The 14,335-nt window shown below is 63.4% G+C and carries 13 protein-coding genes; all 13 read right to left on the reverse strand.

The features are described 5' to 3' along the window. Nucleotides 1-83: 83 nt before the first annotated feature. Entirely contained in the window at nucleotides 84-1,490 is a 1,407-nt protein-coding gene (gene lpdA, locus IB262_RS16185) for a dihydrolipoyl dehydrogenase (RefSeq protein WP_060586444.1), read from the reverse strand. Between the two features lie 24 nt (nucleotides 1,491-1,514). Continuing rightward, nucleotides 1,515-2,267 carry an SDR family oxidoreductase gene (locus tag IB262_RS16190; protein ID WP_060586604.1) on the reverse strand — a complete coding sequence of 251 codons (753 nt, stop codon included), beginning with the start codon at nucleotides 2,265-2,267 and terminating at the stop codon, nucleotides 1,515-1,517. Next, entirely contained in the window at nucleotides 2,264-2,764 is a 501-nt protein-coding gene (locus IB262_RS16195; protein WP_089044341.1) for a hypothetical protein, read from the reverse strand. The genes IB262_RS16190 and IB262_RS16195 overlap by 4 nt, the downstream gene beginning before the upstream one ends. 2 nt (nucleotides 2,765-2,766) lie before the next feature. Next, nucleotides 2,767-3,408: a LysE family translocator gene (locus IB262_RS16200; protein ID WP_060611095.1), complete on the reverse strand. Its 642-nt coding sequence runs from the start codon at nucleotides 3,406-3,408 to the stop codon at nucleotides 2,767-2,769. Next, a complete protein-coding gene (locus IB262_RS16205; protein ID WP_060586446.1) occupies nucleotides 3,405-3,830 on the reverse strand; it encodes a VOC family protein in 426 nt (141 codons plus the stop codon). The genes IB262_RS16200 and IB262_RS16205 overlap by 4 nt, the downstream gene beginning before the upstream one ends. A 31-nt stretch (nucleotides 3,831-3,861) precedes the next feature. After that, nucleotides 3,862-4,278: an MAPEG family protein gene (locus tag IB262_RS16210; RefSeq protein ID WP_318267229.1), complete on the reverse strand. Its 417-nt coding sequence runs from the start codon at nucleotides 4,276-4,278 to the stop codon at nucleotides 3,862-3,864. A gap of 148 nt (nucleotides 4,279-4,426) precedes the next feature. Continuing rightward, nucleotides 4,427-5,668 carry a 2-oxoglutarate dehydrogenase complex dihydrolipoyllysine-residue succinyltransferase gene (gene odhB, locus IB262_RS16215; protein WP_034802554.1) on the reverse strand — a complete coding sequence of 414 codons (1,242 nt, stop codon included), beginning with the start codon at nucleotides 5,666-5,668 and terminating at the stop codon, nucleotides 4,427-4,429. 56 nt (nucleotides 5,669-5,724) lie between these two features. After that, nucleotides 5,725-8,721 (reverse strand): 2-oxoglutarate dehydrogenase E1 component, encoded by a 2,997-nt coding sequence (locus IB262_RS16220; protein WP_060521400.1) that lies wholly within the window; start codon nucleotides 8,719-8,721, stop codon nucleotides 5,725-5,727. A gap of 244 nt (nucleotides 8,722-8,965) precedes the next feature. Then, complete coding sequence (gene sucD / locus IB262_RS16225) at nucleotides 8,966-9,868, reverse strand: succinate--CoA ligase subunit alpha (protein ID WP_058321727.1); 903 nt, start codon at nucleotides 9,866-9,868, stop codon at nucleotides 8,966-8,968. 15 nt (nucleotides 9,869-9,883) lie between these two features. Further along, complete coding sequence (sucC, locus tag IB262_RS16230) at nucleotides 9,884-11,077, reverse strand: ADP-forming succinate--CoA ligase subunit beta (RefSeq protein ID WP_060521401.1); 1,194 nt, start codon at nucleotides 11,075-11,077, stop codon at nucleotides 9,884-9,886. A 108-nt stretch (nucleotides 11,078-11,185) separates the two neighbouring features. Further along, a complete protein-coding gene (gene mdh / locus IB262_RS16235; RefSeq protein WP_034802565.1) occupies nucleotides 11,186-12,151 on the reverse strand; it encodes a malate dehydrogenase in 966 nt (321 codons plus the stop codon). Between the two features lie 183 nt (nucleotides 12,152-12,334). Continuing rightward, nucleotides 12,335-13,489 carry a cell division protein ZapE gene (zapE, locus tag IB262_RS16240; protein ID WP_112976114.1) on the reverse strand — a complete coding sequence of 385 codons (1,155 nt, stop codon included), beginning with the start codon at nucleotides 13,487-13,489 and terminating at the stop codon, nucleotides 12,335-12,337. A gap of 59 nt (nucleotides 13,490-13,548) precedes the next feature. Then, nucleotides 13,549-14,097 carry a protease inhibitor Inh/omp19 family protein gene (locus IB262_RS16245; protein ID WP_034802570.1) on the reverse strand — a complete coding sequence of 183 codons (549 nt, stop codon included), beginning with the start codon at nucleotides 14,095-14,097 and terminating at the stop codon, nucleotides 13,549-13,551. Nucleotides 14,098-14,335: the final 238 nt, after the last annotated feature.

The following is a 14,335-nucleotide window of genomic DNA, read 5'->3' on the forward strand; positions in this document are numbered from 1 at the left end:
AGCAATGGCCACAAGGGCCAGCCGGCACGCAGAAACGCGGCCGGAAACAGGGGGCCGCGTGATCGCAGCCCCCTGCATGATCCTTACATGTGGATCGGCTTGAAGAAGGTCGAAAGTGCCGCTTCCTTGACCGCTTCCGACATGGTCGGGTGCGCGTGGCAGGTGCGGCCGAGGTCTTCCGACGAACCGCCGAATTCCATCAGAACCGCGATCTCGTGGATCATCTCGCCGGCGCCGAAGCCGACGATATGGCCGCCGAGCACCTTGTCGGTTTCCTTGTCAGCAAGGATCTTCACGAAGCCGTCGGTGGCGAGCATTGCGCGCGCACGGCCGTTGGCGGTGAATGGGAACTTGCCGACCTTGTAGGCGACACCAGCCGCCTTCAGCTCTTCCTCGGTCTTGCCGACGGAGGCGACTTCCGGCTGGGTGTAGACGACACCAGGGATGACGTCATAGTTCACGTGACCGGCCTGGCCAGCGAGGATCTCGGCAACCGCCACACCTTCGTCTTCCGCCTTGTGGGCGAGCATCGGGCCGCGCACGACGTCGCCGATCGCGTAGACGCCGGCGACGCTCGTCTGGAAGTGATTGTCGATCTCGACGCGGCCGCGCTGGTCCATGACGACGCCCGCTTCCGCAAGGCCAAGACCGTCGGTGTAGGGCTTGCGGCCGGTGGCGATCAGCACGACATCGGCATCGAGCGTCTGGGCGTCACCGCCCTTGACCGGCTCGAACGTCACCTTGGCGCCCTTGCCGTCCTTGACGACGCCGGTCACCTTGGCGCCGAGCTTGAAGTCCATGCCCTGCTTGGCGAGCATGCGCTGGAACTGCTTGGCAACCTCGCCATCCATGCCGCCGAGAAGCGTGTCGAGATACTCGACAACGGTGACCTTGGCGCCGAGGCGGGCCCAGACCGAGCCGAGTTCGAGGCCGATGACGCCGCCACCGACGACGATCATGTTGGCCGGAACCTTCTCGAGCGCGATGCCGCCCGTCGACGAGATGATCACCTTCTCGTCGATATCGACCTTGACGCCCGGGATGCCAGCGACGTCGGAGCCGGTGGCGATCACGATGTTCTTGGTTTCGAGGATCTGTTCCTCGCCCTTGTCGTTGGTGACGGAGACCTTGCCCTGGCCGAGCACCTTGCCGGTGCCCTGGATGCCGTCGATCTTGTTCTTTTTGAACAGGAACGAGACGCCGTCGACATTGGCCTTAACGGTCGCGTCCTTGTGGGCCATCATCTTTTCGAGGTTCAGCTTCGGTGCCGCGACTTCGACGCCGAGCGCGTCGACGCCGTGGGCAACCTGATGGAACATCTCGGAAGCATGCAGCAACGCCTTCGACGGGATGCAGCCGATGTTGAGGCAGGTACCGCCGTAGGTGGCGCGCTTTTCGACGACGCCGACCTTCAGGCCGAGCTGGGCCGCCTTGATCGCGCAGACATAGCCGCCGGGGCCGCTGCCGATAACGATGAGATCATAAGCCATTAGAATATCCTTCCTTCAGGACGGTTACCGTCCGCCGCTGACATTGAGAATTGCCCCCGTCACATAAGTCGCCTTATCCGACAGGAGGTAGAGAACCGCGTCAGCGACTTCCTCGGCCGTGCCGGGTCGCTGAACGGGAATGGTGAAGGCGAGATCACGCGCCCGGTCCGGCAAGCCGCCGGAGGCGTGGATCTCGGTATCGATGATGCCGGGCCGTATCGCGTTGACGCGAATGCCTTCGGTCGCGACCTCGCGCGAAAGCCCTGTCGTGAAGGTGTCGATCGCACCTTTCGAGGCGGCGTAATCGACATACTGCGCCGGCGAGCCAAGCGTGGCGGCAACCGAGGAGATGTTGACGATGACACCGCCCTGGTGCCCGTATCGTGTCGACATGCGCCGGACGGCTTCCGCTGCACAGCGCATGGAGCCGGTGACGTTGATGCGGAACATGCGCTCAAGCCGCTCGGGCGACATCTCGTCGACACGTGCCGTCTGTCCGACGATGCCGGCATTGTTGACGAGCCCGTCCAGCCGGCCGAAAACCGAATCGATGGCAGCAAAGATCGCTTGGACATCCGCCTCGGAGCCGACATCGCCCTGAACTGCGATCGCCGTGCCGCCGGCCCGCTCGATCGCGCCGACAACCGCATCGGCCGCATCGCGGTTCGACGCATAGTTGACGGCGACCCGCCAGCCGGCTTTTGCAGCGCCAAGGCAGATTGCAGCACCGATGCCGCGACTGCCGCCGGTCACGAGAAGAACAGGGCTCGCACTCATGCGGCGCATCCCTTGAACGTGAAGGCATCCCAACTGTCGGCCTCGGCCTTGCCCTTGCCCCAGGCGGTCGACGCACGAAGCGACGGACCGAAGTCGGGAAGCAGCAGTTGCTCGGCCGCCGTCTCGGTCTCTTGCGGGATCTCGCTGATCGCGCCGGCCTTGTCGAGCGCGTAGACGACACCCTGCCACACAGTACAGGCGCGCAGTTCCTCACCGGTCGCATCCCCCTCGGGGCAATTGTGCATGATCAGCCCGGTCGCCCGTTCCGGCTCGCCCGCGGGCATGACGACGCCATCGAGCAGCAGGCCGGGCTTGAGAACCGCCACCTTGAAGTGGTTGCTGGTCGCGGCGCTTGCCGAGCCGACCGGTTCGAAACGCAGCTCGTAGGCCCCGTCGCGGTCGCCGTAGATCGCGTGCGACTGCTTGCAGTCGGCGGCGATCGCCGGCGCAGCAAAGGCAAGACCGAGCAGGGCTGAAAGGAGACGACCGGAGCGCATGATCAGGCAGCCTTCTCCGTCGCGAGCTTGAGGCCGAGCGCGATGAAGACCACGCCGCTGGCGCGGTCGATCCACTTGCTGGCGCGGGTAAACGCAGCACGCATGCGCGGCGTCGTCATGAACAGGCTGACGCCGACGAACCACGCGATCAGGCAGGTCGCCATGACAAGGCCGTAGCCGAACTTGATCATCATCGGCGTATGGGCGTGAACGACCGTCGAGAAGATCGACAGGAAGAAGAACACCGGCTTGGGGTTGAGCGCGTTGGCGGCAAAGCCGAGGCCGAAGGCCTTGGCCGCCGACTGGCCCTTGACCGGCCGGTTGCCTTCCGTGTGGTCGACGTTGATCTCCGTCTGGCCGGCGCGAAGCGCCTTGATGCCGATATAGATCAGGTAAGCGACGCCGCACCATTTGACGATGTTGAACAGATAGATCGACTGCGAAATGATCAGTCCGAGGCCGAGGATCGTGTAGGTCACATGGAACATCAGCGACGTGCCGATGCCGAAGGACGTGATGATCGCCGGACGGCGGCCATGCACGATCGACTGGCGCATGACCATCGCGAGGTCTGCGCCGGGCGAGACGATGGCGAAAGCGAAGATCGCCATCAGCGATGCGAGTTCGAAGAAATACTGGCTCATGGGTTTGCGACCGGTGCGTTGAAGGCCCAGACGTGGCCGAAAGGATCCTGGATGCGCGCGTAGCGTGCGTGCCAGAAGGTATCCTGCGGCTCCAGAACTGTCGATGCCCCGGCGGCCACCGCCTTGTCGTAGGCTGCGTCGACATCGGCAGGCTTCGCCAGGTTGATGCTGATCGCAACGCCGGTACCGCCGATCGTGTTCGGCGAAAGCACGCTGCCGCCGAATTCGGGGAATTCGTCGTGCAGCATCACCTCGCCGCCGTAGATCGCCAGATTGGCGTGCATGACGCGTTTGCCGTCCTCGGCCATCGCGTGGAATGTGTTCACCGCACCGAGCGCCTTCTCGTAAAAGGCGATGGCGGCAAGCCCGTCCTTGACGCAGATATGCGCCTGGATCGGCGGAACGTCGGGTCCGAATGCCATGCCAGTCTCCTCTTGCCTTGTCGCCGGGATGCTATGCCATGAGCCGGACGACCATCAGCAACAGCGCAATGATCGACACGAACCAGACGAGGGTGCGCAGCACGGGAACGCCGGCCGCGTAGAGAACGGTGTAAGCCAGCCGCGCCAGAAGCCAGGTCACTGCGCCGATGGCGCCGAGACCGCCGGTCTTTCCGGTCACCGCCAGGGCGAGCGCAAGCCCAACGAAGGCCGGATAGGTTTCCAGCATGTTGCGAAGCGACCGCAGCAAACGTCCTGCCACGATGCTCTTCGAAACGCGCTGTTCGTCACGGGGGCCGAGCAGATATTTGAAACCGAGATCGCCGGCGAGATCGAGCGACAGCGCCTGCACCAGGATGTGCACGATCAGGAACACCACGCTCCAGCCAAGCACCCAGATTTCAGTCGACGCTGCGGCGGCTTCCATCATCCCTCGCAATCGCAGGAGCGGTTCGGATCGACATCATCGGCCCTGAGGGCCAGTCTCTCCGGCCAGGCCGCAGAGACGGTTTTCGCCGCGCGTGATCGCGGACGGCGAACGGCGGGGGCATGAAGGACGCCCCCGCTGTTTCCGGATATCAGAGATCGAGAACCAGGCGTTCCGGATCTTCCAGGCTTTCCTTGACGCGCACGAGGAAGGTCACGGCTTCCTTGCCGTCGACGATGCGGTGATCGTAGGAGAGCGCGAGGTACATCATCGGGCGGATGACGACCTGGCCGCCGATGGCGACCGGACGCTCCTGGATCTTGTGCATGCCGAGGATGCCCGACTGCGGCGCGTTGAGGATCGGCGAAGACATCAGCGAACCGTAGACGCCACCGTTGGAGATGGTGAAGGTGCCGCCCTGCATGTCGGCCATCGACAGCGCGCCGTCACGGGCAGCCTTGCCGAGGCGACCGATGTCCTTTTCGATCTCGGCGATCGACATCTGGTCGGCATCGCGAACGATCGGAACCACAAGACCCTTGTCCGTGCCGACGGCGACGCCGATGTGGCAGTAGTTCTTATAGATGATGTCGGTGCCGTCGATCTCGGCGTTGACAGCCGGGATTTCCTTCAGCGCGTGGGTGACGGCCTTGGTGAAGAAGCCCATGAAGCCGAGCTTCACGCCGTGCTTCTTCTCGAAGATGTCCTTGTACTTGTTGCGCAGCGACATGACGGCGCTCATGTCCACCTCGTTGTAGGTGGTGAGCATGGCGGCAGTGTTCTGCGCATCCTTGAGGCGACGGGCAATCGTCTGGCGCAGGCGGGTCATCTTGACGCGCTCTTCGCGAACGACGTCTTCAGCCGTCGACGGCGCACGGGCCTGGACCTTGGCTGGCTCGGAAGCGGCCGGCGTCGAGATGCCCTTGGCGACGGCTGCAAGGACGTCGCCCTTCAGCACCTGGCCACGCTTGCCGGAGCCGTCGACCTGATCGGCCGAGAGGTTGTTTTCGGCAAGCAGCTTGCCAGCCGACGGTGCCGGCGGCATCGACGAGGCAGCCGGTGCTGCAGCAGCGGCCGGGGCAGCCGGAGCGGCAGCAGCCGGCTCGGCCTTCTTTTCGGCGGCAGCAGCCGGAGCGGCCGCTGCGGCGCCAGCGGCACCTGCAGCGATCTGGCCGAGCAGCGCGCCGAGACCGACGGTCTCGCCGGCCTGGGCGACGATTTCAGAGAGCGTGCCTGCGGCCGGAGCCGGAACTTCGATCGTCACCTTGTCGGTTTCGAGTTCGAGCAGGGGTTCATCGGCCTTGATGGCGTCGCCGACCTTCTTGAACCAGGTGCCGACGGTCGCTTCGCTGACGGATTCGCCAAGGGTGGGAACGCGGATTTCTGTTGCCATGATTTTTGTTCCGTTGATCAGATATCTGTTTCTATTGGCTCAGAGCGTGGGGAGCATCAGCCCCCCAGCGCGTCCTCGAGGAAGGCGGCAAGCTGCGCCAGGTGCTTCGACATCAGGCCGGTCGCCGGCGATGCGGCAGCCGGACGGCCGGTGTAGCGCACGCGCTGATACTTGGCGTCGATATGGGCGAGAACCCATTCGAGGTACGGGTCGATGAACGACCAAGCGCCCATGTTCTTCGGCTCTTCCTGGCACCAGACCATCTCCGCGTTGCGGAAGCGGCTGAGCTCGTTGATGAGCGCCTTGGCCGGGAACGGATACAGCTGTTCGACGCGCAGCAGGTAAATATCGTCGATGCCGCGCTTTTCGCGTTCTTCGAGCAGGTCGTAGTAGACCTTGCCCGAGCAGAGCACGACGCGACGGATCTTCGAGTCCTTCTGCAGCTTGATCGGGCCGTCCTTGATCACCTCGGCATCGTCCCACAGCAGGCGGTGGAACGAGCTCTCGCCGGCCATTTCCGACAGGCTGGAGATCGCACGCTTGTGACGCAGCAGCGACTTCGGCGTCATCAGGATCAGCGGCTTGCGGAAGTCGCGCTTCACCTGGCGGCGCAGGATGTGGAAGTAGTTCGCCGGCGTCGTGACGTTGGCGACCTGCATGTTGTCTTCGGCGCAGAGCTGGAGGAAGCGTTCCAGGCGGGCAGACGAGTGCTCCGGACCCTGCCCCTCATAGCCGTGCGGCAGCAGGCAGACGAGACCCGACATGCGCAGCCACTTGCGTTCGCCCGACGAGATGAACTGGTCGAAGACGACCTGCGCACCGTTGGCGAAGTCGCCGAACTGGGCTTCCCAGAGGGTGAGCGCGTTCGGACGGGCGAGCGAGTAGCCGTACTCGAAGCCGAGAACTGCCTCTTCCGAAAGCATCGAGTTGATGACTTCGTAGCGCGCCTGGGTCGGCGACAGGTTTGCGAGCGGGATGTAGCGCTCTTCCGACTGCTGATCGTAGAGCACCGAGTGGCGCTGCGAGAAGGTGCCGCGTTCGCAGTCCTGACCCGACAGGCGGATCTTGGTGCCTTCCGTGACCAGCGTGCCGAAAGCGAGCGCCTCAGCCATGGCCCAGTCGACACCCTCGCCGGTCTGGATCATGTTGGCGCGGTTTTCCATGAAGCGCTGGATCGTGCGGTGCGCGCTGAACCCAGCCGGGATCTCGGAGATCTTGCGGCCGACTTCCTTCAACTGCTTCATCGGCACCGAGGTCTTGCCGCGGCGCTGTTCGTCCTGGTTGTCGGCCGAACGCAGGCCCGACCAGACACCGTCAAGCCAGTCGGCCTTGTTCGGCTTGTAAGACTGGCCGGCCTCGAACTCCTGTTCGAGATGTGCACGCCAGTCGGCCTTCATCTTCTCGACTTCGCCTTCGGAAATCAGGCCTTCGGCGATCAGGCGGTCGGAGTAGACCTGGACGACGGTCCTGTGGGCGCGGATGACCTTGTACATCTTCGGCTGCGTGAACGCCGGCTCGTCGCCTTCGTTGTGGCCGAAGCGGCGATAGCAGAACATGTCGATGACGACAGGCTTGTGGAACTTCATCCGGAATTCGGTGGCGATCTTGGCCGCGTAGACAACCGCTTCCGGATCGTCGCCGTTAACGTGGAAGATCGGCGCTTCGATCATCTTGGCGACGTCGGACGGATAGGGCGACGAGCGCGAGAAGGCCGGATTGGTGGTGAAGCCGATCTGGTTGTTGATGATGAAGTGGACCGTACCGGCAACGCGGTGACCGCGCAGGCCGGAAAGCCCGAGGATTTCAGCAATCACGCCCTGGCCGGCAAAAGCGGCGTCACCATGCAGCAGCAGCGGCATGACCTTGGAGCGTTCGCGCAGCGGAATGATGTCGCCTTCAAAGACGGTCGCCATCTGGTCCTGCTTGGCGCGTGCCTTGCCCATGACCACAGGGTTGACGATTTCCAGGTGCGACGGGTTTGCCGTCAGCGACAGGTGAACCTTGTTGCCGTCGAATTCGCGGTCGGAAGACGCACCGAGGTGGTACTTCACGTCGCCCGAACCTTCGACGTCGTCAGGCGCGTAGGAGCCGCCCTTGAACTCGTGGAAGATGGCGCGGTGCGGCTTTGCCATGACCTGGGAAAGCACGTTCAGACGGCCGCGATGGGCCATGCCGAGCACGATTTCCTTGAGGCCTTCCTGGCCGCCGCGCTTGATGATCTGCTCGAGCGCCGGAATGAGCGACTCACCGCCGTCGAGACCGAAGCGCTTGGTGCCCTTGTACTTGACGTCGATGAACTGCTCGAAGCCTTCGGCCTCGATCAGCTTCTGCAGGATCGCCTTCTTGCCTTCAGGCGTGAAGTCGACGCCCTTGTCCGGACCTTCGATGCGCTCCTGGATCCAGCCCTTCTCTTCCGGGTTGGACATGTGCATGAACTCGACGCCGATCGTCGAGCAGTAGGTGCGCTCGAGGATTTCGACCATCTCACGGAGGGTCGCGTATTCAAGACCGAGCACGTTGTCGATGAAGATCTTGCGGTCGAGATCCTTGTCCTCGAAACCGTAGTTCGAGGGCGAAAGCTCGTTGTAGTCTTCAACCGGGGCAGCCAGGCCGAGCGGGTCGAGCTTGGCATGCAGGTGGCCGCGGGCGCGATAGGCGCGGATCATCATGATGGCGCGGACGGAATCGCGCGTCGCCTGATGGATGTCAGCAGCGCTGGCGACGGTGCCGGTGGCGGCCGCCGTTTCCTCGGCCTTCGCCTTGACCTTCTTCTCGATGACCTTCTCGACCGTGCCCCAGTCGCCATCGAGCGCCGAGACCAGTTCGCCATTGGCCGGGATCGGCCAGTTGTTCTTTTTCCAGGAGGCGCCCTTGGCTGCCTTCACCACATCTTCCGGCCGGTCGGCGAGCGCCTTGAAGAAGGCCTGCCATTCAGCCGACACGGACGCCGGGTCCGCCTCGTAGCGTGCATGGAGCTGCTCGATATAGGCGGCGTTGGCGCCGTCCAGAAACGAAGTGAGCTGGAATTGCTCGTTGGCCTCTTGCCTTGTCATGGTCTCACGCGGACTGATCTGTCCGCCTCCTGACTGAAGTTGGGTTGCCGGGTATCCCGGTCGTTCATGTTCGTTCGGCGCGTCCGGGCGCCGGGCCTTTTTCCTACGGCGCCGCGCATCGTCAGGACGCGCTGGGTCACCGTGGCAGTCATTGCCGCATGTCCTGATCTTCAATCAGCCAAGGAAACAGGCGGCAGGCACGTTGTCCGGGCCGGATCGGTCGGCCCGGACAAATGGTTTGAGATCAGCCCTTGAGGACTTCGACCAGCGTCTTGCCGAGACGAGCCGGCGAAGGCGATACGCGGATGCCTGCCTGCTCCATCGCAGCGATCTTGGATTCCGCATCGCCCTTGCCGCCGGAAACGACAGCGCCGGCGTGGCCCATGGTACGGCCCTTCGGTGCGGTACGGCCCGCGATGAAACCGGCCATCGGCTTCTTGCGGCCCTTCTTGGCTTCGTCGATGAGGAACTGTGCAGCATCCTCTTCGGCCGAGCCGCCGATTTCGCCGATCATGATGATCGAGGTCGTGGCTTCGTCCGCCAGGAACATCTCGAGCACGTCGATGAACTCGGTGCCCTTGACCGGGTCGCCGCCGATGCCGACGGCCGTCGTCTGGCCGAGGCCCTCGTTGGAGGTCTGGAACACGGCTTCATAGGTCAGCGTGCCGGAGCGCGAGACGATGCCGACCGAACCCTTGCGGAAGATCGAGCCCGGCATGATGCCGATCTTGCATTCTTCCGGCGTCAGGATACCGGGGCAGTTCGGGCCGAGCAGACGCGACTTGGAGCGGTCGAGGCGAGCCTTGACGCGTACCATGTCGGCAACCGGGATGCCTTCGGTGATGCAGGTGATGAACGGGATTTCCGCATCGATCGCCTCGATGATCGCGTCCGCGGCACCTGCCGGCGGAACGTAGATCACGGATGCGTCCGCGCCGGTCTTTTCACGGCCTTCGGCAACCGAGGCGAAGATCGGCAGGGTTTCGCCCTTGGAGCCGGTCCAGGTTTCGCCGCCCTTCTTCGGGTGAATACCGCCGACCATCTGCGTGCCGTAATAGGCAAGCGCCTGTTCGGTATGGAAGGTGCCGGTCTTGCCGGTCAGGCCCTGAACGAGGACCTTGGTGTTCTTGTTAACGAGAATCGACATGAGGTGGTCCTTCAGTTAGCCGTTGATCGCGGCGACGATCTTCTTGGCAGCATCGTCCAGATCGTCGGCGGCGGTGATCGCCAGGCCGGATTCATTCAGGATCTTCTTGCCAAGCTCGACATTCGTGCCTTCGAGACGAACGACCAGCGGAACCTTGAGGCCGACTTCCTGCACGGCGGCAACGACACCTTCAGCGATGACGTCGCACTTCATGATGCCGCCGAAGATGTTGACGAGGATGCCCTCGACCTTCGGGTCGGCCGTAATGATCTTGAAGGCTGCCGCAACCTTCTCCTTGCCGGCGCCGCCGCCGACGTCGCAGAAGTTCGCCGGCTCCTTGCCGTAGAGCTTGATGATGTCCATCGTCGCCATGGCAAGGCCGGCGCCGTTGACCATGCAGCCGATGTTTCCGTCGAGCGCGACATAGGCGAGATCCCACTTCGAGGCCTCGATTTCCTTGGCGTCTTCTTCGGTCTCGTCGCGCAGAGCCTTGATGTCGTCGTGGCGGAAGAGCGCGTTGCCGTCGAACGAGACCTTGGCGTCGAGAACGCGCATGCGGCCGTTCTTCATGACGATCAGCGGGTTGATCTCGAGCAGGCTCATGTCCTTCTCGACAAAGGCCTTGTAGAGGATCGGGAAGAGCTTTTCAGCGTCAGCCTTGGCTTCGCCTTCAAGCTTCAGGGCCGCGGTGAGCTTGGCAAGATCAGCGGCGGTGACGCCGGCTTCCGGGTTGATCGCTACGTTGACGATCTTTTCCGGCGTGTCGTGCGCAACAGCCTCGATGTCCATGCCGCCTTCCGTCGAAACGACGAAGGCAACCTGGCCGACCGAGCGGTCGACGAGCAGCGACAGATAGAGTTCGCGCTCGATGTCGGCGCCGTCCTCGATGTAGAGGCGGTTCACCTGCTTGCCGGCCGGGCCGGTCTGCGCGGTAACGAGCGTGTTGCCGAGCATTTCCTTGGCATGGGCCTTGGCTTCATCGATCGAGAAGGCAAGACGAACGCCGCCCTTGGCGTCGGCGGACAGTTCCTTGAACTTGCCCTTGCCGCGGCCGCCCGCATGGATCTGGCTCTTGACCACGTAGAGCGGGCCCGGGAGTGACTTGGCAGCAGCTTCAGCTTCGTCAGCCGAGAAGATCGCGACACCTTCCGCGACCGGTGCGCCATAGCTCTTCAGGAGAGCCTTGGCCTGATATTCATGAATGTTCATGGTGTTTTTCCTGTCTGAGCATTGTGCGGGCAGGTGGGGCACCTACCCGCACCAATGCGGCAAAAACAATGAGGTCGAGCGGATCAGCGTCCGCCCGACGGGGGGCGATTACTGCTTGAGGCTCGGCGCAATGCCGATGCAGGCTTCGCAAAGACCCGCGACCGAAGCGACGGACTTGTCGAACGCTTCCTTCTCGGCCTTGTTGAGATCGATCTCGATGATGCGCTCGACGCCGCCGGCGCCGATAACGGTCGGAACGCCGACATACATGTCCTTGACGCCGTACTGGCCGGTCAGGTGTGCCGCGCAGGGCAGAACGCGCTTCTTGTCCTTGAGGTAGGCTTCAGCCATTTCGATCGCCGAGGCGGCCGGTGCGTAGTAGGCCGAACCGGTCTTGAGCAGGCCGACGATTTCGGCGCCGCCGTCACGGGTGCGCTGGATGATTTCTTCGAGGCGTTCCTTGGTGACCCAGCCCATCTGCACGAGGTCGGTCAGCGGGATGCCGGCAACGGTCGAGTAGCGGGCGAGCGGCACCATGGTGTCGCCGTGGCCGCCGAGAACGAAGGCGGTGACGTCCTGGACCGAAACGTTGAATTCCTGCGAGAGGAACAGGCGGAAGCGCGAACTATCGAGAACGCCGGCCATGCCGACGACCTTGTTCTTCGGCAGGCCCGAGAACTTCTGCAGCGCCCACACCATGGCGTCGAGCGGGTTGGTGATGCAGATGACGAAGGCGTTCGGGGCATACTTCTTGATGCCGGCGCCGACCTGTTCCATGACCTTGAGGTTGATGCCGAGCAGGTCGTCGCGGCTCATGCCCGGCTTGCGAGCGACGCCGGCGGTGACGATGCAGACATCAGCGCCTTCGATGGCGGAATAGTCGCTCGCACCCGTCAGGTTCACGTCGAAGCCTTCGACCGGGGAGGACTGGCCGATGTCGAGACCCTTGCCCTGCGGAATGCCGTCGGCGATGTCGAAGAGGACGATGTCGCCCAGTTCCTTCAGGCCGGCGAGATGCGCCAGCGTGCCACCAATCATCCCTGAACCGATAAGTGCGATCTTGTTGCGAGCCATGAAAGTGCTTCCTTTGTGATCCCAATATGATCAAGGCCTGAAACGCGGCAAACGCCAAACCTTCGCCGGAAGCCATTAAACGGCAATCGGTAAAATATCAATCGATACTTTTTGGTGGAACAATTTCAATCGGTTAGATCATAAAATTCTTACGTAAACGTAAGAGTTTTCGCCACATCTGCGTCACGAAACAGCAACATTTGCGGGATGCGCAGCGGCATATTCCTCGCTTTGCATCTCGATCAGACGTGAAACCGTGCGGTCGAACTCGAAGCCTTCCGTGCCCTTTTTCTGGGTCAAGAGATCCTGCGGCTCTGCCGCCGCCGAGGCAAAGAGCCGGGCACCGTTGTCGTAGAGCGTATCGACCAGCAGGATGAAACGCTTGGTCTCGTTGCGCATATGCGGACCGAGATGGGGCACGTGATCGACGAAGATCGTCGAATAGCGCTCGAGGATGGCGAGGTAGTCCGCAGCACCCAGCGGCTGCTGGCAAAGATCGGCGAACCCAAAGCGGGCACTCTTTCCCGACGCGGCCGGCACCGGGATCTTGCGCCCCTTGCGCGGAACCTCGGCCGGGGCAACGGCGGCATTGCGGGTTTCGCTTGCCCAGGCGCGCGCCATCGCGGCATCCGCCTCCGGGCCGAGCGGCGACAGCCATACCGGGCTGCCGTCGGTCTTTGTCAGACGGTAGTCCGTGTCCGTGTCCAGCGAGATGACCTCGACATTCGCCTTCAGCAGACCGACAAAGGGCAGGAACAGGCCGCGATTGAGGCCGTCGCGATAGAGATCGTCCGGCGCTACGTTCGACGTCGCGACGAGAACGCATCCCTTGGCGAAAAGCTCGCCGAAGAGGCGCCCGAGGATCATCGCGTCGGCGATGTCGGTGACCGAGAACTCGTCGAAGCAGAGCAGCCGCGCCTCGCCGAAAAGCTCCGAGGCGACGGGCGGGATGGGATCGGCCTGCTTGGTCTCGCCGTTCTTCAGCTTCTGGCGATGCTTGTAGATGCGCTCGTGCACATCGGCCATGAACTCATGAAAATGCGCCCGCCGCTTGCGCTGGATCGGCACGGTGTCGAAGAACAGGTCCATCAGCATGGTCTTGCCACGCCCGACGCCGCCATGGATGTAGAGGCCCTTGACCGGCGGCTGGTCCTTCTTGCGCGAGGCGAACAGCCAGCCGAGCGCATTGGTCTTGCGCGATGGGCGGCTGGCGAGCAGCTCGGCCGAGAGATGATCGAACCGCCGCGCGATCGTAAACTGCGCCGGGTCACGCTTGCGCTCGCCGTTCGCGACGAGCGCTTCGAGCTTGCGGTAGATGCTGTCGTCAGGATTGAGCACGTCTCACCCGAGATGGGACGGAAAACAAAAGCCCGGCACGAGACCGGGCTGGAGAAGCGTCAGCGGCTGAGGCTGACTGGCTGGCCGCCATTGGTCGAGCCGTCGAAACGCGCGTCGGCCGTCTTGTAGAGGCGGGCGATGGCATTGCCGCTGCGGTCCTTGAGGACCACCTGCTTGCCGGCCACTTCCCAGGAGCCCATGGTCGTCAGCTCGCCGGCGCAACCGCGGGTGCCGCCGCGCGAACCGGAGCCAAGATTGGTGAGCGTCAGGAACATGTCGCAGGAGCTGCCGGCGCTGGAGACGCGCCAGTTGCCGACCATCGCTTCCTTGGTGACGTCGAGCCCGCCACCTGCAGCCGCGGCGACCTGCGTGCCGGGCTGCTGGACAGCGCCGCCGGCAACCGCCGTGCCGCTCGCCGGTGCAGCCGGGAATTGCGACGTGTTTCCGGTCGGTGCCGGAAGCTGGTTCGACGAAACCGAAGGAACCGGTGCCGCCTGGATGGGAGCGGGCGAGGCGTCCTGGGAGCTGAAACCGCCCATCGACGTCCGTTGGCATCCGGCCAGCGCAAGCACAACCGCCAGCCCCGCCGCCGCATGAATTACCCGCATATCCCTACTCCTGTTCGTGTCCGCGAACCATGATGCAACGCGATAATATAGGCCGAAATACAGCAAATCCACCTGACAAATCAAGGGACGACGATTCCTGGCGACCTGTTGCAGGATTGAAACGTCCGCAGGGGCGGATCGCGCGCCACGTCCTCGCTGCGTATCATCGCCTCCTGCCGTCGGCCCGCCTCTCCCGCATCGGCACAATCACGAATTGTCCGCCGCCCTGGAGAGGCGC

Origin of the sequence: Ensifer sp. ENS02 (assembly GCF_014851885.1) — a bacterium.
In the GTDB taxonomy this organism is placed as follows: Bacteria; Pseudomonadota; Alphaproteobacteria; order Rhizobiales; family Rhizobiaceae; genus Ensifer; species Ensifer adhaerens.

Excerpts from the sequence above, each read along its gene's own strand:
- lpdA (WP_060586444.1), bottom strand. The coding sequence starts at position 1,490 with ATGGCTTATGATCTCATCGTTATCGGCAGCGGCCCCGGCGGCTATGTC.
- IB262_RS16190 (WP_060586604.1), bottom strand. The coding sequence starts at position 2,267 with ATGAGTGCGAGCCCTGTTCTTCTCGTGACCGGCGGCAGTCGCGGCATC.
- IB262_RS16195 (WP_089044341.1), bottom strand. The coding sequence starts at position 2,764 with ATGCGCTCCGGTCGTCTCCTTTCAGCCCTGCTCGGTCTTGCCTTTGCT.
- IB262_RS16200 (WP_060611095.1), bottom strand. The coding sequence starts at position 3,408 with ATGAGCCAGTATTTCTTCGAACTCGCATCGCTGATGGCGATCTTCGCT.
- IB262_RS16205 (WP_060586446.1), bottom strand. The coding sequence starts at position 3,830 with ATGGCATTCGGACCCGACGTTCCGCCGATCCAGGCGCATATCTGCGTC.
- IB262_RS16210 (WP_318267229.1), bottom strand. The coding sequence starts at position 4,278 with ATGATGGAAGCCGCCGCAGCGTCGACTGAAATCTGGGTGCTTGGCTGG.
- odhB (WP_034802554.1), bottom strand. The coding sequence starts at position 5,668 with ATGGCAACAGAAATCCGCGTTCCCACCCTTGGCGAATCCGTCAGCGAA.
- IB262_RS16220 (WP_060521400.1), bottom strand. The coding sequence starts at position 8,721 with ATGACAAGGCAAGAGGCCAACGAGCAATTCCAGCTCACTTCGTTTCTG.
- sucD (WP_058321727.1), bottom strand. The coding sequence starts at position 9,868 with ATGTCGATTCTCGTTAACAAGAACACCAAGGTCCTCGTTCAGGGCCTG.
- sucC (WP_060521401.1), bottom strand. The coding sequence starts at position 11,077 with ATGAACATTCATGAATATCAGGCCAAGGCTCTCCTGAAGAGCTATGGC.
- mdh (WP_034802565.1), bottom strand. The coding sequence starts at position 12,151 with ATGGCTCGCAACAAGATCGCACTTATCGGTTCAGGGATGATTGGTGGC.
- IB262_RS16245 (WP_034802570.1), bottom strand. The coding sequence starts at position 14,097 with ATGCGGGTAATTCATGCGGCGGCGGGGCTGGCGGTTGTGCTTGCGCTG.